Source organism: Ruegeria sp. R14_0 (assembly GCF_017743975.1).
Taxonomy (GTDB): Bacteria; Pseudomonadota; Alphaproteobacteria; order Rhodobacterales; family Rhodobacteraceae; genus Ruegeria.
Genome location: NZ_JAGHRC010000004.1, coordinates 88,102 through 109,295, shown reverse-complemented (window position 1 = coordinate 109,295; position 21,194 = coordinate 88,102). Strand labels below are relative to the sequence as shown.

Genomic DNA, 21,194 nt, shown 5'->3' with positions numbered 1-21,194 from the left:
GAAACGAACCAGCAAGCCAAATAGTGTTCAATCATGGCCAGCAGAGACATAGACTTAGGGCGCTCCAATACTGTCGCGCGCGAACGCACGAGTTCGGGCTCTGGATTAAAGATCAGAATTTCCGTTCTGCTGGCACTGACCATCGGCGGCTTGGTCGCGCTGTCGGCGGGCGCGGTGCTATTGGTGTCGACTTACGCAAACGTGCGGAACACCACCGAACTGCTGAACACCTCTGCCGCGATGATTGTCGAGTCGATTCAGGACAATGTCTTCAGCCTTACAACCCCGATCGAGGAATTGGCCAAATCCCTGGAGGAAGACGCAAGATCGGGCGAGGTTGACCTGTCGGACACCGATTTTCTGAAAGCGTATTTCAAGGGCGTCGCAGCCTCAGCCCCCTATCTGAGCGACCTTGCCATCGTCTACCCGGACGGAAGCCTGTTTATCACCACGCATGTGACCGAACCCGACGGACCCTCTTTTGTCTCAACTAGCCAAGCCCCGGCGGCAGGGACGCTGAGGTATCTGGAAGACATAAAAGACTATGATCAGCTGTTCTGGAACGAACCTTTCTTCGACCAGGGACGCACGCACATTTCGGCGACCATACCCGCGTACCGGGACGGCACGTTCCTCGGGGCGATCCTTGTGTCGTCTACAGTGCATCACTTCTCGGGTCTCATAAATGAGCTGGGCGGGAAATACGGGGCAACCGGTTTCATACTGTACGGCAAGAACCGCGTTCTGGCTCACCCGAAACTGCTGGACCTGACGGGCTATGGGTTGAACGCCGACGCGCCGTTGCATTCAGTCGCCGCTCTGGATGATGCGGTGATTTCTCAGATGCTGACACAAGCCCCCGAGTTTCAGGGCATTGACGCGTCTTTTGATGGTTTTGTTGTCGAACGAGCAGATGGCGAGCATCTGGTCTTGACCAGCACTGTTCATGACTTCGGCGCAGAACCCTGGGTGATCGGTCAGTATTCGCCATTAAGTGATTGGAGCAACCAATGGTCCCGGCTCAGCGACGCAGCGCTTGTCAGTGGCGGGCTACTATTGGCGTCCGTCATTGCCGCATTACTACTGGCAAAGAGACTTGCCGCGCCCATTCACAGATCCACTGAAGAAGCTATCAAGATCAGTGAACTGCATCTGGATCAGATCGACTATCTTCCCCCATCTCGGGTTGCTGAACTAAACCTTCAGGCCGTGGCCTTCAACAAGATGCTGGATGGGTTGCGATGGTTTGAAACCTACTTGCCGCGGGCGCTGGTACGGCAATTGCTGACCACCGACGACCCCAACCTCGTGCAACCGCGAGAGGTCGAGCTGACCGTGATGTTTGCAGACATTGTCGGGTTCACCCCAGCGTCCGAGGCCATGACGCCGCAAGCCACGGCAGACATGCTGAACCGTCATTTTGAAATCCTGAACCGGTGCATTCAAACCGAAGGCGGCACCCTCGACAAGTATATTGGCGATGCTGCGATGGCGTTTTGGGGTGCTCCGCAGGAACAGGTGGACCACGCTGAACGGGCGTGCCGGACGGCGCTGAAAATCAGACAGGCCATGGGCCAAGCCGGGGTGACCTATGGCGTCAAGATCGCGGTTCATACTGGCCCCCTGATTGTAGGTAACATCGGGGCGACAGAAAGAACAAATTATACGGTGATCGGCGATACTGTGAACACTTGCGCCCGCATTGAACCCCTGGCCGGAGAACTGCCCGGCGACGAACAAACCAAGATATTGATCAGTGAAGCGACGGCCCAGCAGATTGGGTCATCTTTTGATCTGGAGGATTGCGGCACGTTCCCGCTCAAAGGGCGCTCTGGCAAGGTGCGGCTGTACAAACTGACAGACGGGCCAACGGAACCTGCACCGCAGGACGCAACCGAAGCTCTGTGAAACGCCGCCGCGCAAGTCACTCGGTCCGGCGCAATTGGTTTGGTGTCTTTCCGTACTCGGCCTTGAATGTTTGCGACAGCGTCGAAGTCGAGGAAAACCCACAGGCGATCGCGATATCGATGATTGGCATTTGTGAATGCGAGACCAGCGTCAGCGCCTTTTTCAATCGGATTTTCCTGTAAAACTTGCCCGGAGACGTGCTCAAATGCAGCATGAACTGTCGTTCCAACTGACGGGTCGAGACGCCCACGCGCCGCGCCAGAGTGGCGGTTGGCAAAGGGTGCTCGGTATTCTCTTCCATAATGCGGATGGCGTTCTGCAGCCGTTTTTCCAAAAAGTTCGGATTGGCGCTTAGACCCTTTGGCTGCTCTTGTGCGTGACCGCGCACGTCATTGAGTATCATCTGGCATGCAAGCTCGGCTCGGTCCTGTGGCTCAAGTACTTCAGACAGAATACCGATAACAGCCTCGGCGGTATGCGCGGCTCCGGCACATGTCAGCACCGTACCGTTGCGCGCGACCAGGTTGTCCGAAAGTGTCGGGAAATCCCCGACCTCGCGCAGCACGCCGATATCGCGCCAATGCGCCGTAACTGGCCCGGATTGAGGTGCGGTTGCCTTGATGTATTCGCGCGCTGCATCTGAAAACAGGGCGGCGGGTCGTTTGAGTTTCTGCATGGCCCGCACACGCCGCAACCACGCGCCGATGTCCCCCAACTGGCCACCGACCACGCACAGGCAATCACTTAGGTACTGATCGGAAATCGCCGGGGCGGCGCGCACGATCAAGTCGGAACAACTGGACACGAAACCGGGAGTATCCGAGGTAATCTGCCATTGGAAAAGATCCCGGTTCAAGACATCGTTCGCTGTCTGAAGCACGGCAATGATCGACGACAGCTCCAGATACGAAAACTCTGCCTGCACAAAGATCTCAAAGGAGATTTGCTGCGATTTCTGGTTCTCGGCACGTGCTAGCATTCGACAAACACATACAGAATTGGGCCGCTGAGACAAGGTTCAAGCCGAACGCTATGTTGTCTTGGCAGACGGCGCGCCCGGACCCCTTCTGTTCCGCAGCATGGCACGAAGGGATTTGTCCAGAACAAGAATGGCGGGCACAAAAACGACCATCATACATAGCCCCAGTACAATGAACCGGATCAGGTCATTGACCCCTGACAACAGGCTGAACATGTCTGCCAGGATCACCGGTATACAAGCCAAGGCCACTGCAGGCAAAACGGCCCATGTCTTGAGCAGAATGATTTGCCAAGCGATCCCTGCGTAGCGTTTCATGATGACGGCATTGATCACAAAGGCGATGGTCGCGGCGACAACTTCGGCCATGGCGATTGCGGCGATCCCAAATGACGCCGCAGCAAGAACTGCTGCGATCGCGATTCCCGAATACAGCGCTGTAACCCACGGCAATAGCCAGACCTGGCCAGCCAGCGTAAGGATCGCAAGGCTGGCATGGCCGCTACAACGGATCAAAGCGGCGACGGCAAGGATGCGCAGCACAGGTGTCGCGGGCTCCCATCCGGGTCCGAGAATACCAGCCGTCAATGTGTCGGCCATGAGGATCACACCGACAAACAGCGGGACAGCCCCATAGTAAAGCACAGGGAAGAACCGTAGCGCGACAGCGCCAAACCCAACTGAACCGCCCTGCGCATCACGGCTGCGGCGGAACAGGTTCCACGACAAAATGCGTGTCGGCTCGCTTACAATTTCTTCGAAGGCCGCGACGATGCGTTGCGCGGCACGAAAGTACCCGACAGATGTCGCCCCAAGGAAGCCACCAATGATCAGCGTCGCGGCGTAGATGCGGATATTCACCACAACACGGGTAAGGATGATCTTCCACGAAAACGCCGCCGAGTCAGCCAGCGTATCGGGGTGGACCATCACGGGCTTTGTTCTGCTGACCACGGCTCCGCTTGCGCTCCAGATCACGGCGCTGACCAGGCGGCCCCAGGCCAACGCCAAAACCCCATAGCCCTGTAGCAAAGCCCAAATCGCTACGATCAGATTTGCCAGATCGGCCAAAAGCGTCACCAACGCCGCCCCGGACAATCGGTTCTGCCAGACCATCACTCCGTTATAGGCTGCACCAACTGAGGTGAAAAACACGCTGATCGACAGTATTTGAACCAACGGTCCAACAGCGGGATCAGAGAACAGCGTCGCGGCAAAACCACCGCCAAACACCCCGATCACTGCAATGACAAATCCACAGATCATTGCGACGCAAAGTGTTTCACGTATGCGCGCCCTGTCCCCGTGCCATTGCATGATGTATTCCGGCCAGCCCGCCGTAGAAACCTGCGTCAGGATGACGATGACCGCAGCGGCCAATGCGAAGACGCCGAATTCGGCGGGTGTCATCAACCGCACCGCGACCATGAAAATCGCGAATTGCGTGAGCTGGGTAAAGATCTTGGACAGCATGGTCCAAATCCCGCCCTGCAAAACGGTTTCCTTTTGTTTGGGGGTCTCTGTCATCGCCGTCCCCTTTCGGGCCGGAAAGGAGCCCTTCGACATGGAACATCTCGGGGCAACATCAGAGCTTTAAGATGCGACATTTGCATAATTTTGTTCCGGCTTGGAGCCGCCTTCCAAACCCTGCAGGATTGTTCGATACAAACCCAGCAGTGCCTGGCACCATGCCACCGGCGACAATGAAAGGGCACGCCCACCGGGGCGTGCGTTGGAGGCCATCTGCGCGATCTTGTCATCGTCCATCGACAGATCAACCAACGCCGCCCCCAACGCACCGACATCCCCGGCAATAAAGCTTGCACCCATTTTCTTCATGCAGATGTCTCTACTGAGCAATAGGCTATCTGAGGCGAGAACCGGAATGTCGCACAGCAGGGCTTCGACCGGGGCCAGACCAAAAGGCTCCGGGCCGAGCGTCGGGGCCACGAGCATCCGCGCTTCTTTCATGGCGCGGCGCAACCCTTTTTGATCCTGCCACCCGTCAAAACGATGCTCGGGATAGGTGGTTTTCAACTGCTCCAGGTCTTCACCATCACCAACAAAACGCAATTTGACGCCCGCCTGTCGCCCCGCTTCGGCCAACAGAAAAACGCCTTTGTAAGCGTGGACATCTCCGACATAGAGAAATTCGTTATTCTTCTGGCTGATCACCGGTTCGGGCAACAAAGGCTCGACCGGGTTTGGGAGTGCAACGACAGGGCCGGATGCGCCGCCTGGAAACAGGCGGTGTTCCATATCGCGATGGATCAGCACCGTTGTCACTTCGGGCAATAGCTTGCCGCGGGCGCGGTTCTGAACCGCCTGTCGCGAAACGCGCCACAGCTTTTGTCCATAGTTTCGCTTGTCGCAATTGCGCGCAAGACAAGCTGGTGACATGGCCCTGCGCGTGCAGGTCTTACGGTCCCGAAAATCAAAGAATGCACCGTTGGGGCAACTTAGGAAGTAATCATGGGCGTGCATCACTGTGCGCTGTTTGACTCGCAGAAGCGGCCGCAGCACTGACGGCGACAAAGTTTGATGATACCCGTGCACATGATAGATCGTATCGGGGTCGTCATTCCGAGAAATCCAGTCGGTCAGGCGCTGTTCTGCTTCCCGGTTCCAAATCCCGGATGCGGCGGCTGAAACGGCACTTTGATCCAGCAGACGTTGCCCGCCTAAGGCCTCAAGCGAGACCCCCGCTGGCATTTGATCACCTTCGTCGCCACAAAAGAAGGTCACGGCAATTCGCCGTTTGGAAAGCAACTCGGCCTGCAGAACCGCCAATTTCGACGCCCCGCCGTGCACCTTGGAAAAGTCGCTCAGAATGACGACGCGACTGGGTTTGCCCCGGGTCATAGCAGCCCTGTCTGACCACCAGCACGCATTTGTGATCGGCGATTGGCAGCAAAAACCCGCTGGGGTGGCAAAGCTTGCTTGCCATACACGCAAAGTGAATTAGGTGAGTGGCATCGATGCGAAAGTGACCTGATACGTTGCAAAACAAGATAACCGAATGCACCGCTCGGGAAAATGCCGGGGCGAAAAATATGACAACGCCCCAACAGGTTACGTACTGATCTTGGAAAGTCCGACAGTAATTTGTCGGGGGATACTGTTGATAAAATGAAAACGTTCAAACGCATATGGCTAACCTCGGTTGGACATACTTTTGCCGAAAAACAGCCCGGAAAACCTGCGATATTGACAGGAAAACCAACTCCGCGTAGCCGTGGAGACAATCATGAATAACAAAAATCGAGCACAGCAAATGACACTCGCTCACGAGAGTAAAACATTGCGCTTCAACCTTGCTAACCTGATTGAATCTGCCTCGCCAAAACTACTGAGGCGGCTGGTGATCGGTGGTTGTCTCCTTTTCTGGTTGGTTGTCGGTCTGTTTCTTTTCTTCTGATCCAGGCGATCAGTTGGTCACTGGGCCCCATCGCCCATAACGATCACTTTGATCGTCTTGAAGATGATCGCGATGTCGCGTGCAAAGGACCGATTGCGCACATAGTCGACATCCATCTCGACCCGTTCTGCATAAGTCGTCTTGCTGCGTCCATTGACCTGCCAGTGGCCGGTGATGCCCGGTTTGACGGACAGGTAGTCGTCGTAATGTTCCCCGTAATGTGATGCCTCGGATGCAACGATCGGACGAGGACCGACAACAGACATTTCGCCCTTAATCACATTCCAGAACTGCGGCAGTTCATCCAGACTGGTTTTGCGAAAGAACTCTCCAATCGTGGTGATGCGCGGATCATCATCCAGCTTCTGTTGGGCTTCCCATTGCGCCTTGGCGTCAGAGTCGGTTTCAAGGATATGTTCCAGGCGCCGTTCGGCATCCCGCGCCATGGTTCGGAATTTCAGGCAATTGAACTGACGCCCGTCGCGCCCAACACGTCTATGGGCAAAGAACACCGGTGCACCGTCCGTGATCAGGATCAACACGGAAATCAGCGCAATAAAAGGCGCAAAAAACACAAGCGCAGAGAACGCAAAAATTCGGTCGAACAACGATTTTGCGACGCCGTACCAACCATCCCCATTTTTGTGCTGTATGTCTGAGTTTGAACTTCGGGATTGCGGCGCATCAATGCCCGCCCCCCGACGAAAATCAGATTCCATAACACAGCCAATCGCTAACACTATACATACGACTGCGTCCCAAAAAACGATGGTCCGCAGAAGGAAGTCAATAAACTTAGTGTATAGAAGATTCCCCGCCGACGTCGCAACTTTTTTTGAAAACTCCGCCCTGCCTGTGGGTAACTTGGGGCTTTCAATCAATCTGTCGCACTAAAGGAAACAGTTCCGTCGCTAAAATGGGCACTGTCACAGCATTGTAGAATCACCACCCTTAGATACGACCCGATGACAGTTTTGCCGGATTGATCCGTTTTGCGGCCGACTGCGCAAAGACCCGTTCCCGAGCGGCGACGCAAATTGCGGTCGCAGCCATAAGAAACAAACCCGGGTCCGGGGTCGTGGCCGACACCAGCATGGCCGTCAACAATGTCAACGCGCAGACCCGGCCAGCGCAGTACAGGCGCAATGCCTCGTGATCCGCACCGCGGATGGGCGGGCCAAGTGCGCTCAGAAGGAACAGCACAAAAGCCACAGTACCAGGAACCCCAACACTGCCCAATAGCACCGAAGCCAGCCCGTTGCCGCGCAAGGACCCCACGCCTGCCCCCAGCCCCCAAGTCTGAACAAATGCGTCAAACGCGGCGGCCGACCATGCGCCGCGCTCGCGTCCGGACAATGTATCAAGCTTGGAATAGATAAGCTGGTCCAATACATCCGAAACGCTGTTTGCCACGGTCGGGACCAGGAGTGACACGCTAACGAAAATCGCCAACACCGACAGCACAAGCACCAGAACATGTCCGAAAACGCGTGACATGCTGAAGCCAAGGAACACCCTGAAATGCAGCAGAACGAAGAATGTGGCACCCGCGACTGCCACAACACCCGTGCTAGACAACGCCATCAACGCACCGATCAAATTGGTAATGGCCAAAATCCCGTGACTGTTCTTGCGAACGATCAGATAGGACATCGCGAAATAGGCAAAAAACGCGGACGAGGCCGCACCGTAACCTGATGCCTCGGAATAGCCGCCAATAACGCGGCTGAATTGCCCGATCAGGTGTTCGTTCAGCAAAGCGTAATCCGCTGTGCGGACCAGGCCGAGCACCATGTCCGCCTGCAAAAAGTCCAGCAATCCCAAAATGGCGTTCAGCGCGGCAGCCCAGACCAATCCAGTCTCGGCAAACGCAACCCCGCGCCGTCTGGCGACTGCGACAAGTGAAAGGAAAAATGCGGCCGACAGCAGGATATAGATCGCTTGCGCGATATTCGAATTTGAGGGCTGTAGCGGCAGCATGACCGAACTAAAGAAAATACTGACCTGCGGGCCGACAAACGTCACTGTCATGGGAAAGACCGAGAAGTTCCCTTCGAACAACCGAACCAACACAATGGCAGAAAAGACCGAGTACAGCGCGAAGACCAACAAGTAGAGCCCCGAGGGCGGCAACCCGAACAACGCACCGGGCGCGGTTCGAACCGCCCTGCGCACTACAAGCAGCGAAATTGAGAGAACAGCCAAAAGATTGGCCATAAGGATAGATAGATCACCCACAACAACGGCAGCGAACATGCCAAACGGGATCATCGCAATGGCCATCACGACGCCATTGTCGGCATTTTTGACGCTGAGCCACAGCCACAACAACAAGAATGCGGCTGCTGCGGGATAAACAGCCATTTCAGTCCTCACTCACTGTTTTTCTGCACCGCTTGTGCGCGAAACAGTGTAGAAATCGGTCTGCTTCAACAATTCATTGATCAGATGACCCAGCATCACCGCCTGTGACGCCGCAGATCAAGGAAAAACTTCTCTCGGCCCCAGCCAATAGAACCGTGAGCGTTTGAATAGGTCAAAGTTTACGAATTCACTCCAATACTCCACGCCACCTGCTGCGCTGCGCCGTCATCCACTTCGAAACTATACCAGCGAATTTCAGGTTTTGTTTCTTTACCGTGGGCACCTCGCGCCAAACTTGTTGTGGTTGTTTCCGTAAACGAAGATTGGCCGTAACTTGATCGCATTGGTTTGGTGTGGGCTTGGCAAAGTGTCAGCCCTATGTGTGTGCATTTTGGAACGGGCGATCGCGCGATGGCTTTCAGGCAAAAGATAAAGGGCGGGCTTGGGCTGTTGGAACGGCATATCGGCCATCCAGCCTCGGCAGCTTGGGCGCACCTGATGGCGACGGGCATTCGCCCCCCAGCGATGATCGGAGCCTACCCCGACTACGCCACCGCGATGCACAATGCAGGACGCGGCGGGTACGACCACGAAGACGTAGCCGAAGTGAACGTCGATTTCATGAGCCGAAAGACCGTCTGGGACTATCCGGTCATGTTTTGGCTTAAGACCATACAACGCGACAATATGCATGTGCTGGATGCCGGCGGACATCTTGGCACAAAATACACCGCTTTTCGCGAGTTGTGCCAGCTCGAACGCGTGAACTGGACAGTCTACGACCTGCCAACAACAGTCAGGCTGGCCCGCGCGGCGCAACAGACCGAGGACCTGCCGTCAGAGATCGTTTTTCAGGATGACCTCGCTCAGGTCGGGCCCGTTGATTTGCTTCTGGCGTCAGGTTTGTTGCAATACTTGGACATCCCCTTGGCCCAACTTGTCGGCAAACTGAAAGCACCGCCAAAACACATCCTGTTGAACAAAGTCGCCACGCGGGAAGGGCCTACTGTCGTGACCTTAGAAAAGATCGGCCCTCGGCGCGTTCCCTATCAAATACGAAACAAGGCTGAATTCGAGCTCAGCCTATCGGACATGGGATATTTGATCCGCGATCAATGGGAGATTCCGTCGCTCAGCCACGTGATCTCAACACATCCCGGACTAGGGCCCAGCACCAGTAAAGGGTACTTCCTTCAGCGCCGCGACTGACTAGCCTAGTTCGTCAGCTTCGCGCCAACGAAGCTGGACAGGACCAAAAGCATCGCGCAATGCCAGCGCGCCGATCCAACCTGGTCCAAGGTCGAGATGAACCAGCGACCAACGCGCCGGGTTGTCGCCTTCAATCCGCGTCAAACAAGGCGACGCATTGGGTAAAACAGTCACGTCGAACGAGTCGAGCGGCATGTAGAGCCCGTGCCCCAACTTCTTCAATACCGCCTCTTTTCTCGTCCAGCACCGAAAGAAACCGGTCAACCAATCTGCTTTTGGCAACCCGGACAGTTCGGCGTATTCAGCGGGTGAAAAGTTATGCTTTGCGACGGCATCCTCGATGGGCCGAACCTTTTCGATATCAAGCCCTAGATCGCCGTCTTTATTGACCGCCAGAACCGCACGCCCGCCAGAGTGGCTAAGGTTGAATCCGGGGCCATCCGCCAACATGGGTTTGCCATGAGGGCCATAGTCAAATGAAACAGCTTCGGCAGGAAGGTCCAAGTACTGTCCCAGAATACCGCGCAGACGGGATCGGCCCACAATATACCTACGCCTGTCGACCGGTTTCACGAACCGATCCGCGCGTTTCATTTCGTCGTCGGACAGAGGTTTTGAAACTTTCGGGATGTCCTGTTCGGGCACGTCCAGAGACCATTGCCAAAGATCAATCCGGGGCACGCGCGCTCTCCTTGCTTAACGTCCCAAACCTAAAGGCGAACCGCAGGGCAAGTCGATAGTGCGAGGGCAGAATGCGTCGTCTATTTTTGGTGTCGCAACCCGCTCAGCACTTGATCAACGACGCCAGAGAACTCCCGGCGGAACCGGTCCGCGCCAAAGCCGCTTGCGTGGGTGCTGATGTCTGTCGCGTCGAAATCAACAGCTTCGAACCTGTCGATCGCATCCCGAATGGATTGCGTCGTCTGATCCTCAAAAAACAGACCTGTGCGCCCGTCTATAACGCTGTCTCGAACCCCTCCGCGCCCATAGGCCAGCACCGGTGTACCGCAAGCCATAGCTTCGACCGGGACAATGCCAAAGTCCTCTTCGGCCGGGAAAATCAGCGCCTTGGCAGATTGGTACAGGCCCGGCAGGTCGCTACCCGGAACGCGACCCAAAAGGTGCACATTGGGCGGTAGATTTCGTTCCAGTTCGGGCCGCTGTTCGCCATCTCCGACGACCAATAGCTTGTGATCCAACCCACGAAACGCCCCGATCACCAAATCTGCCTTTTTGTAAGGCACCAGTTCCGAGACAAAAAGATAGTGCGTTCGCTCCGTCGGTTGTTTGGGCAAACGGAAGGCATCCAGATCGACCGGAGGATGCACCACCTGCGCGTCGCGGTGGTAATAGCTGTGAATACGTTGGGCAACAAAACTCGAATTGGCCACGAACTGATCGACGCGGGCGGCCGAGGAGACATCCCAAATTCGCAGACGGTGTGCGAGATGCGAAAAGTAAAGCCGCCCAGGCCAGGACAACCGGTCACGATACGCGCCATACTGGTCCCAGATGTATCGCATAGGCGAGTGCGTGTAACAGATATGCGGCGTGCCCGGAGGCGGGATCACCCCTTTGGCCGGGCCGCTTTCTGACGAGATGATCAGGTCATAACCTGACAAATCCAACTCTTCGAGAGCGCGTGGCATAAAGCCCAGATATTTTTGGTAGTGCCGCCGCGCGCCAGGAAGCCGGGAAACGAACGTTTCGTGGATGGGTCGGTCTTGCAGCAGGTCCGACAGCTTTTCACGATCCGCAACATGGGTGAACAGATCCGCCTGCGGATAGAGTTTTACCAGCTCTTCCAACACACGTTCGCCACCGCGCATTCCAACCAGCCAATAGTGAACAATGGCGACTTTCATGACAGCACCAATTCACTCACACGCTTCAATAGTTGTACTTGTACGAATAGCCGCCCAAATCGCGGGCTGCCGCATCCCCGCGGCGGACCATTGTCATCACGGTGCCAAAGACCGGCTGGCCGCCTTCTTCCAGCCGCGCAATCGAGTTGCTGACAACCTTGGCTGGTGTCTTGCCACTGCGTACCGCAAGGATCGTCGTATCAGCGTGCTTGGTCAGCAGAACCGCATCCGACAGGTAGAGAACCGGAGGCGCATTGACGACCACCACGTCATAACGCGCGCTCATCCGGTTCAGCAGTCCAGTGAATTGGTTCGAGGACAGCAGATCGGCGGCATTCACGCTTTCGACCGAAGGTGAGATGACATCAGCGCCCGCCAACTCTGAACGGACCGGCAACTGCTTAAGCTTTTCTTCGCCGTTCAGATAACTGACCAGACAGGCGCCATCTGAAGGCAGGGCCAAAGCCTTACGCACATCGGGGTGACGCAGATCGGCGTCCAGCAGCAAAACCGAAGAATTTGTCGCGCTGATCGTCCGCGCCAACGCACAACACAACGATGACTTCCCCTCGGCCGGCACAGACGAGGTCACCATGATCACCTTGGGCTGGCGCGCTTTGCCAAGCGCAAACAGGCTGGTGCGGATGGTTCTTACGTTCTCCATAAAGGACGAATGTTCGGTCCCCGCAATCTCGCGGCGCAACCATTTGTACTTGTGACCGAAATGACGAACATAAGGAAGTAGCGCCAGATTTCGGCGGTGGGTCAGATCCTGAAGCTCGTTGGCCGTGTTGATCGGTGCCCGGATAAGATTGCGCAAGAAGACAAACCCAATTGCACCAGACAAGCCGACCACAAAGGCAACGATGATATGGAGCGTCTTGCGTGGGCCGGATGGCACCGTTGGCACCTCGGCGCGCCCAATCACCCGAGCCTCGGGCAATTGAAAATCTGCCTGCGCACTGGTTTCCTTGAAGCGCGACAGAAAGTTCTCATAAACCAGCCGCGTGGCATTTGCCGTACGCTCAAGCTGGCCCAAACGTACTGAAGCTTTGGCCAGCGAGTCCGCACGTTCCGAGACCACCGCAATCTGTTCGCGTAGCGCGTTTTCGCGGTTCGTGGTCACGATAACATCCCCGCGCATCTCTTCGACGCGACGCTGCAGCTCGGAATCTATTGTGCGGTCGATATTTTTGATCTGCGCGGCGATACGCACCATGTCGGGGTGCTTTCGCCCCAATGTGCTGGCAAGTTGCGCCTGCGTGGCTGTCAGCTCGGCCCGTTGCCGGATCAATGTTTCCAAAAGCGGCGAGGTCACCACGTCCGACACCGCCTGCAATCCACCATCGGTCCGCAGCGCCTCGACCTGAGTCAGCCGCACCTCGGCATCGGCCCGTTCAGTGGCACTTCCGACCAGTTGGGTGTTCAGCTCGGCCAGCAACTGGTTGATGTTCTCCTCGTTCCCGTCCGCGATGTCGATCATGTCCGCCTTGAAATCGACAACCGCCGCATCGGCAGCTTCCAGTTGCCCGCTCAGTTCGGCCAACCTGTCCGACAACCAGGAATTCGCCCGCAAGGTGGCATCCAATTTGGCGTCCAGCTGGCCTTCGATGTACTGGTTCGCGATGGCATTGGCGACATCCGCAGCCAGAACGGGATTGGTGTTCTTGAAGCTGATCCCGATCGCATAGGACACGCCGATCTGCTTGACCGTCAGATCCTTGCGCATCTCATCAATCACCAGTGACCGCAACATGTCATCAGACATGGTCGCGGCAATGACATGCGTCGGCTCCCCCCCACGAACCACCCGTTTCGCCCACGAAAACAGGTTTTCGCGGCGTGGCAGACGCGGATCGTATTGTGGGTGTTCCAACAGACCCAGCTGATCGACGACTTTGCCGACCAGGACATTTGATCGGATGGTCACAACCTCACCCGCAAGAACCGAGCTGTTGATACTGAGGTCCGAAACAACCTCTTCTGCCGGCGAGATGCTCTCTTCGCGCGTGTCCAGAATGACCTGTGAATAGGCCGTGTAGACCGACGGCACGAACAGCAGGTAGATGTACATTGCAATCACGCATCCGATGGCGACCCCCGCAATGAGACGTGCGTTCACCCGCAGGATTGAGAACAGGTACATCGCATCAATTGGCTGGTACGTAAGCGAACCCGGATCAGCCTTGGTGTGCGGTTCAGCCTCGTGTGCCGTGGAATGCGTCGGGTTGCGGCGCAGGTTCATTGCGACTCTCCCAGCATTTCCGGGGGCTTCATCACAACGACCAACATATCGCCCGGTGCCAGCTCGTCATGCGGCTTGAGACGCAGGTTTTGGACGCCATCACTTTCCCGCCGCCGAACCTGGTACTCCAACAGTACCTCTGTCTCTAAACCAGACGCGGCAGCGACCCACTGATCCAGCAGCGAAAGACGATCTTCGATCGACTCCCGATTGGAAATCAGCTTGTTGATCTCATTCCAGTAACTCTGCGTCTCGGTCAGGCGGCGCTGTTCAAGATCCGAGTCGAATTGCGACAGGCGCCCCTTCAGCGTCGCTTGCTCCATCATGGCTTCAGACTGTCTCTCACGCTGATCCAGCAAATCACTTTCCGCACGCGACACGCTCAGCTCAAAGCGTCGGACATCGAACTTTGGGATCAGCCCGCGACCCGCCAGATCGAACATTCTGTCCAGCTCTCGCTTGGACACGTCGACAATCTGGCGCTGAACCGTTTCCCGCTCGCGAAGAATGGCGATCTGATTGTCCGCCTCGGCCAACGCCTGCGTCAGAGATTCCCGCTGCGTTGTCGCGTTGCGGGACTCAATCGCAATAACCTGATCTTCGCTCGGCTTATGCTCGTCAAACAATTCACGGTTCACACCGGGGCGCAGATCGGCAGGCAGGTTTGACCAGCTCAGGCTGTCTTCGCCTTTCAGCAATGCCTGCGCACGGGCATACTGGGCAGCCACCAGCGCCAGATCGTATTCCAGACTGTTCAGCATGCCTTTCAGATTGCGCCGCTCTAACACGCGGGCCTCTTCGTTGTTCGCGGATATCGACGGTCCGCCGGCCATTCCGACAGCCTGTTCGGCCGTCATGAACGGCTGGTAATCAAAGTTGCCCGGGTCCCGCACATCACCCAGGACCGAGATTGGACGGAAACTGGCGATAGAAAGCTCAATCGAAGGGTTCACGAAAATTTCGCGTTCGACATAGGTGCGGTGTATCAGATCCCGCGCCTCACCCACAGCAACGGACGCAACCTGCAGGCCGCCGATGAATGGCAATTGGACTTCGCCATCGCGCCCTACGGTAAAGCGTTGCGGTGGATCGTTGTCGTCAAGGATATCAAGCTCAAGCTCGTCGCCCACATGGATCAGATAGCCGTCCGGTGTTGTGGCCTGGGCATCGCCCGAAACCATTGTTGCGATGGCAAAAATGGAAACCACGCAAATGCCGCATACGACCTTCAGCGCTGCGACGCACCCAAAACCCTCAAGCCAACTCATCGAATCGCTTACAACTAAATAACAACACATTCATGATAGCGATTTATCTCGTTCTGTCAGGGTCGTTTTCCCGGTGAAAAATTCCCCGACCCGCTCTGACTGTCCAATTGTGATGACTTATCGGCGGCAATTTCGCTTGTTTTGTTTGACTCGTGCGACCCCCGCGGGGAAACTTGCAACCAGTTATGAGTGACCGCATTTGCCCTGTTCGCAGCGTGCCGGAAGATTTGCCCAGCTAACGCCTGCAACATTTTTTTTCCGAGTCCGGGGCAATGGGGACTGCGGAGTGTTTATTGATGAAGGCATTGCAACAGCAGCAAGTTATTGGAACGTTTCCAACGTCTGTAACCCAGAAACGATGCTGGTTCATGGAACAGATTCATCCCGGCAACAAGGGATTGAATCTCGCGGTTCGGTGGGAAGTGCATGGGCCGGTGACAAGTGACCTTGTGCAGGCGGCCTTCCAGAAAATCGTGGACCGCCATGAAATTCTGCGCACACGGTTCATCGAAAAAGACGGCGACCCCCTGCAAGAAGTTGTCGCCCACGTGGATTTCAAACTTGATCTTGTCGACATTCGCAAAGTTCCCGAAAAAGATCGCGCCGCGCGGATAGACTCGATTGCCATTGCACACTCTGAGGAACCATTTGACCTGTCGCGGCCATGTTTGTTTCGTGTTGCGATGGTGCCGATCGAATCTGAACGCGCAGCATTGCTGATTTCCGTCCACAACAGTGTGTTCGACGGGTTCTCGATAGGGGTGCTGGGTCACGAACTGGGAACGCACCTCGAGGCGCTGATGGCCGGAACCGACCCCGACCTGCCCGAGCTTGCCCTACAATATGGCGACTATTCCATGTGGCTTGCCGATTACGAGGCAAGCGGTGCCATGGATGAGGAAAAAGAATATTGGAAAAAGACGCTCAGCGGGATGGAGTATTTTGAGCTCCCGCTCGACCGCCCGCGCGTCCCAGCCGAACCTGATCACCGGTCACTGGCCGCAGACTTACCCGGTGACTTCGAAACGCAACTGGCCGAAACCGCAAAAGAATTGGAGACCTCGGTCTTTGCATTGGGTGTTGCAGCCTTTAGCGCAGCACTCGAACGGTTTTCCGGGCGCAGTGACATCAGCTTTGCCATTCAGGTCGCCGGTCGCACCGAGGTTGATCTTGAGCCGTTGATCGGGATCTTTACCAACCCGCTGGTCATGCGTTTGGATGTGGACCCTGCCGGATCACTGACCGACCACAGCCGGGTTGCCCGCGATGTCGTCAATGGCGGGCTCGCACATCAGACGCTACCGTTTGACAAACTGGTGCAGGTCTTGAACCCGCCGCGGAACCCTCTGAGGATTCCCCTGGTGTCGATCATGTTCAACCTACAACGCGCGTTTCTGAACGAAAGGGCTTATGGCGACATCGAACTGGTTTCGGTTCAATCCCACTCTCCCGGCACGCTGTATGATCTCAATGTAAACATCGTGGGCCGCAACTCTGGCTGGCGTATGGTGATCGACTACAATGCCAATTTGTTGGACACCGAAACCGTTCGGGCTTTTTCCGATGTGTTGCTTGAGGTGTTCCAAGCCCTGATGCGCAGAGATCCGGCACCGATTTCCAGTATCGCGCCGACCCGGCCGCCGGAAAGCCTGGCTGATCCGCTGAAACTCGACCCCGCCACTGCGGTTGCAAAACCGGTTCTTCCTCCAAGCACGACGAGACCGCAGCTGGCGATGCTCTGGGCCGAACTTCTGGCGCTGCCGGTCGATCAGGTTGACGGAGACTTCTTTGATCTGGGTGGTTATTCTGTTCTGGCGCTGCAAATGCTGTCCCGCGTAGGTGAGATGTTTGGAACACGACCCAGCCTGCATGCCTTTCTGAACGATCCAACACTGGACGGGCTTACAGCCATGCTAAGCACGGCAGAACCCGTGCCGACGCCCGAGGTTGAACCACCGGCCCAGAACATCTGGGACATGGCCGAACTCAAACCTGCCTCGGATACCGCGCCTGTCCTACTGACAGTGAACCAGCCCTTTCTCTATCATGCTCTGGGCACCGAGGTATACTCGGACTGCGCTGTCGCAAATGTGGGCATTGCGACCCGGGCGCAGTTGGACATGCTGCGAAACACCGGTTTTGACCCAGCAATTGAACAGGCCGCCCGGCATGTCCAAAACCACTATGGCGGGCGCGAGATCATGCTTTGCGGGCTATGTGTGGATGGGCGCGTGGCGCTGCGACTGGCCCAGCATCTGCAAAACCTAGGGGAATCCGTGCGCTGTGTTGCCATGATTGACACTTGGGCTCCGGGCGCGATCTACAAGTTTTCCGGTTTCCAGCGTGGGCGGGACAAATGGACAATCCGAATGCGCAGGCTGCGCTACTACCTGGGCCTCAGATGGCGCGGTGAGATCGGGACAGCCGACCTGTTGAGCCAGTACAACTTGGCGCGCCGGTTGCTGGCACCTATGAATTTGGCATCCTCCAAGACCGCCACCGCCGAACTGGTCGACGACACGGTTGATGTGTTGGTCAACCTGACCCGCACCTACCAGTTTGCACCTTATGATGGCGAGGTCGTTCTGTTCGTGACACGCTCGCAGGCTATGACACCAAAAGATGGTGTATTGGGGTGGTCCGAGTTGCTGGCCGCAGACACGGCCGTTTACCCAGTGAATGGCTGGCACGGCGACTCTTTGATGCGGTCCGGGTTTGACCGAATTTCCCGGGTGTTGGACGCCAAAGCAGCTCGGGTGGAGAGCGGCCGTGCCGGTTGAACAGCTGCGGATCGCATTTGTGACGCCCCCGGAAGGCTTGCGCCTGATGGACTGGCAGGCCCTTCTGATTGACCGGTTGCGCCGCGATGAGCGTTTTGAAATCACCGGCCAGATCATCGGTGGGGACGAAAGGCAAGACCCCCCGGGCACGCTGCTGACGCGCTGTGTAAAGCTTGTCGAACATTTGGCAGCGGCCCACCGGATACTGCCCTATGACACTCAGCCTGCCGAGGACTATCTGACCTCATTGCCGTTCACTGAAAGACGCGCCGATATCGCGCTGTCTCTTGGTTCTGTGTCCCTAACGGAATACCAGCTTGCGCAGATTGTTCTGGCTGAATGTTCCCTGACATTTGGCGGAATGGCCGACCCGTTCAACGCTGCGATGGCCAAAGATGCGGCGCGGGCCCCGCGAATTGGCGTGAGCATTCTCACCCGGTCCTACGAGAACCCTGCGCCGTGCGTGTGGCGCGAGACCAGCTACAACCGCAAGCCGGGCGCTGTTCTGACCGGCGCGTTTGTGGCCGAGAAATCGGTTCTGTTCCTGGCCCACGCTTTGGCGGGATTGGCGCAAGACCAGACGTTGGTCAACTGCAACGAGCTGACCGCCCCCAGCCTGAAGCCCGAGTTCGACTCGGCCTGGGCATATGCGCAGAATTTTGTCTCGGTTGTGACCGACAAGCTTCGCACCGAACGCCTGGCGAGATCGGGTAAAGCCCGGGATTTTTGGCAATTGGGCCGCAGCAAGGGTTCGATTTCAGGGTTTCACCCCGGAAAGGCGACTGCGCTGTCCAGATCCGCATTTGTCATGGCAGACCCGTTCCTGTTCGAACATGAAGGGCAGCATTGGGTGTTTTATGAGGCGATGAACGCAGACAATCACGACGGTTGGATCGAAGTTGCACACCTGAACGGGGATCATCTGGAACACCCCACAACCGCGCTAAAGCGCCCCTATCACTTGTCTTACCCCTTCGTGTTTCGGGACGGCGACGCCATCTACATGATGCCCGAGACTCAGGCCGCACGGCGGCTTGAGATTTGGCGCGCGACACGGTTCCCGGACAAGTGGGAGCTGCACGCGACCGCGTTTGAAGGGCAGCATCTGGCTGAATCCAGCCTCTTCCGCGACGACAATGATCGTTGGTGGTTGTTGACGAACCTGTCGGACCACTATGCCTTCCAGGACCACTCCAGCGAATTGTACCTGTTCGAAATCGATGGCCCGGACCTGACTCAGATAAAACCGCATCCAGACAACCCCGTGGTCTTTGGATCTGCCTCCGCAAGAAACGCGGGGGCAGTGATCCGACAGGGAAACCGGCTGTTTCGGCCGTCGCAAAACAACAGCCACGGCGTCTACGGCTATGGTCTCAACATCATGGAAATCCTGCGGCTGGATGAGACCGGATACGAAGAACGCCTAATCCGGCAGTTCACCCCAGAAGACAGGCCCGGTGTTAGCGGCATGCACCACCTGAGCGTTGCCGGCGACCAGATCGTCATGGACTGGAGCGGGGCGGAATGAACTGGCGGGCCCTGATCTGCGGTACACTACTGATCAGTCCGGCGCTGGCCGAAGACCGGCCTTTCAATCTGGGCGTCCAGACGCATATGGAACAGGGATGGTCAAATGCTTCGATCCGTAAGGCGCGGGATTTTGGGGCCACTTTTTTACGCGATGAAATAGGTTGGGCCACGGCGGAAAAAGAGCCGGGCGTCTACAACTTTGATATAGCCGACAAGTACATGTTGCCGATCATTCAGCAGGGCATGACCCCTTTGATCGTGATCACAGACACTAATCCGCTTTATGACAACGGCGACACTCCACACAGCGACGAAGGCCGCGCAGCAATGGCCGCCTGGATCAGCGCAATCTTCAGCCAATACGGCGTCGACAACGTGCAGATCGAAGTCGGCAATGAAGTGAATGCTGATGATTTCGTCGGGGGACCATTCACCGAGGATCCGCCATTTTACTTCGCGGCCCTGGTCCGCGCCATCCGGGATCAGCTGGATCAGGATCACCCGGATGCCTGGATCATGTGCGCCGGGCTCAACACGATTGCGATCGGGTTTTATCGCGCCTTTTTTGAACACGGTGGGTTGGACGCGTGCGATGCGATCTCGGTTCATCCCTACCGCGACAACCCTGACACCCTACTGATCGAACTCAGCCGCCTGACAGACCTGATGGAGGAGTTTGGCGGCGTGCGGCCGTTATACGTCACCGAATTCGGGCATTGGTTCGACGATCCCGACGATGCACCGGATTACATGATGAAAATGGTGACACAACTTGGCGCGGCAGGCATCGTAGATGCCTATTGGTACGCGCTGCTGGATGAGGAATGGTGGCCCAATATGGGGTTGCTGGACGAAAACGCCCGGAACCGAAAGCCGGCTGCGGATGCGTTTGAACTGTTGCAAAACACCCTGCTTCCATTCGGACGCCCTATCGCGCGCGACACACTCGACACTGCCCATATCTATGAGTTCGGGGACGGCGGAAACCGCTTTGTTGTCTGGGGCAGCGGTGCAGAAATCGAGGTTACTGGCTCTGCTGAGTACTTAGACGCATGGGGCCGTCCGGTTGAGCCAATTGCCGCGCTGACCGACACTCCGGTCGTTATCACCGGTGAAGGTCTGACGGTGAGCTTGACGTCTCCGGGCAACCTTGCCGACACGCAATACCAGTTCAACCTGCCACCCTGGAGCTATTTTGCTCGGCGGCCCGACGTTGGGATCGCGCCCTTGGAAATCATCGATTGGCGTTGGCCCAGTTATCGCGGAGCGCCGGACCTTTCGCCGCTTAGCATTAACAACGACGGCATCACGACGGCGCGGTTCGATGGCAAGCCCTATAGCGTCATCGAACGGTTCACAGCCGAAACAAGCGGGCCGCATAGTATCCGCGGCTGGTGGCAGGCTTCGCCTCAGACCGAGTCTTCCCTACTAGTGATCCGACACAAGGATGCCGTCCTGACTGAGGCTGATATAACGCCGGAGCGCTATACCCTGAACGAGATCACGCTTGATCTGCAGCCGGGCGATACCGTTGACTTTGAGGTCGCGCCGGCCGGGCCCAAAGGGGATGGTTTTACAACACGGCGGATCCAAATCTCGGGGCCTTAGGTTCCTAACCCAATGTCGGA

The 21,194-nt window shown here is 56.7% G+C and carries 15 protein-coding genes; 6 read left to right on the top strand and 9 right to left on the bottom strand.

The window, feature by feature from the left end; translation table 11 throughout:
• The first annotated feature begins 33 nt into the window (after positions 1-33).
• Positions 34-1,908: an adenylate/guanylate cyclase domain-containing protein gene (locus J7416_RS12885; RefSeq protein WP_209225169.1), complete on the top strand. Its 1,875-nt coding sequence runs from the start codon at positions 34-36 to the stop codon at positions 1,906-1,908.
• 16 nt (positions 1,909-1,924) lie between these two features.
• On the opposite strand, the gene J7416_RS12880 is transcribed toward J7416_RS12885, so the two are convergent.
• The 3 genes from J7416_RS12880 to J7416_RS12870 all read right to left on the bottom strand — a co-directional run bounded on the left by J7416_RS12880 (position 1,925) and on the right by J7416_RS12870 (position 5,749).
• On the bottom strand, positions 1,925-2,887 hold the full coding sequence (locus J7416_RS12880; protein ID WP_209225168.1) for a helix-turn-helix domain-containing protein: 963 nt from the start codon (positions 2,885-2,887) through the stop codon (positions 1,925-1,927).
• A 51-nt stretch (positions 2,888-2,938) separates the two neighbouring features.
• The gene (locus J7416_RS12875; protein ID WP_209225167.1) at positions 2,939-4,414 is read right to left on the bottom strand and encodes an oligosaccharide flippase family protein; all 1,476 of its coding nucleotides are present in this window, start codon (positions 4,412-4,414) and stop codon (positions 2,939-2,941) included.
• A gap of 66 nt (positions 4,415-4,480) precedes the next feature.
• Positions 4,481-5,749, bottom strand: a complete 1,269-nt coding sequence (locus J7416_RS12870) for a glycosyltransferase family 4 protein (protein ID WP_209225166.1) — start codon at positions 5,747-5,749, stop codon at positions 4,481-4,483.
• Positions 5,750-6,134: 385 nt separating this feature from the next.
• Between J7416_RS12870 and J7416_RS12865 the strand changes: the two genes are divergently transcribed.
• Positions 6,135-6,305 (top strand): hypothetical protein, encoded by a 171-nt coding sequence (locus J7416_RS12865; protein WP_209225165.1) that lies wholly within the window; start codon positions 6,135-6,137, stop codon positions 6,303-6,305.
• Between the two features lie 17 nt (positions 6,306-6,322).
• Here J7416_RS12865 and J7416_RS12860 read toward each other — a convergent pair whose 3' ends face one another.
• Both J7416_RS12860 and J7416_RS12855 read right to left on the bottom strand, forming a co-directional pair.
• A complete protein-coding gene (locus J7416_RS12860) occupies positions 6,323-7,024 on the bottom strand; it encodes a sugar transferase (RefSeq protein ID WP_209225164.1) in 702 nt (233 codons plus the stop codon).
• A gap of 232 nt (positions 7,025-7,256) precedes the next feature.
• Complete coding sequence (locus tag J7416_RS12855) at positions 7,257-8,669, bottom strand: hypothetical protein (protein WP_209225163.1); 1,413 nt, start codon at positions 8,667-8,669, stop codon at positions 7,257-7,259.
• 411 nt (positions 8,670-9,080) lie between these two features.
• On the opposite strand from J7416_RS12855, the gene J7416_RS12850 reads away from it, so the two are divergent.
• Positions 9,081-9,878 (top strand): methyltransferase, TIGR04325 family, encoded by a 798-nt coding sequence (locus J7416_RS12850; protein ID WP_209225162.1) that lies wholly within the window; start codon positions 9,081-9,083, stop codon positions 9,876-9,878.
• Here the strand turns inward: J7416_RS12850 and J7416_RS12845 are convergent, their stop codons facing one another.
• The 4 genes from J7416_RS12845 to J7416_RS12830 all read right to left on the bottom strand — a co-directional run bounded on the left by J7416_RS12845 (position 9,879) and on the right by J7416_RS12830 (position 15,256).
• The gene (locus tag J7416_RS12845; RefSeq protein WP_209225161.1) at positions 9,879-10,559 is read right to left on the bottom strand and encodes a 4'-phosphopantetheinyl transferase superfamily protein; all 681 of its coding nucleotides are present in this window, start codon (positions 10,557-10,559) and stop codon (positions 9,879-9,881) included.
• A gap of 80 nt (positions 10,560-10,639) precedes the next feature.
• Positions 10,640-11,743, bottom strand: a complete 1,104-nt coding sequence (locus J7416_RS12840) for a glycosyltransferase (protein ID WP_209225160.1) — start codon at positions 11,741-11,743, stop codon at positions 10,640-10,642.
• A gap of 25 nt (positions 11,744-11,768) precedes the next feature.
• A complete protein-coding gene (locus J7416_RS12835) occupies positions 11,769-13,988 on the bottom strand; it encodes a polysaccharide biosynthesis tyrosine autokinase (protein WP_209225159.1) in 2,220 nt (739 codons plus the stop codon).
• Positions 13,985-15,256: a polysaccharide biosynthesis/export family protein gene (locus J7416_RS12830; RefSeq protein ID WP_209225158.1), complete on the bottom strand. Its 1,272-nt coding sequence runs from the start codon at positions 15,254-15,256 to the stop codon at positions 13,985-13,987. Before J7416_RS12830 ends, J7416_RS12835 begins: the two co-directional genes overlap by 4 nt.
• A 272-nt stretch (positions 15,257-15,528) precedes the next feature.
• On the opposite strand from J7416_RS12830, the gene J7416_RS12825 reads away from it, so the two are divergent.
• The 3 genes from J7416_RS12825 to J7416_RS12815 are packed head-to-tail and all read left to right on the top strand — an operon-like array spanning position 15,529 to position 21,174.
• Positions 15,529-18,036 (top strand): condensation domain-containing protein, encoded by a 2,508-nt coding sequence (locus tag J7416_RS12825; protein WP_348540269.1) that lies wholly within the window; start codon positions 15,529-15,531, stop codon positions 18,034-18,036.
• Positions 18,026-19,564 carry a hypothetical protein gene (locus J7416_RS12820; RefSeq protein ID WP_209225156.1) on the top strand — a complete coding sequence of 513 codons (1,539 nt, stop codon included), beginning with the start codon at positions 18,026-18,028 and terminating at the stop codon, positions 19,562-19,564. The genes J7416_RS12825 and J7416_RS12820 overlap by 11 nt, the downstream gene beginning before the upstream one ends.
• Positions 19,561-21,174 (top strand): hypothetical protein, encoded by a 1,614-nt coding sequence (locus tag J7416_RS12815; RefSeq protein WP_209225155.1) that lies wholly within the window; start codon positions 19,561-19,563, stop codon positions 21,172-21,174. The genes J7416_RS12820 and J7416_RS12815 overlap by 4 nt, the downstream gene beginning before the upstream one ends.
• Positions 21,175-21,194: the final 20 nt, after the last annotated feature.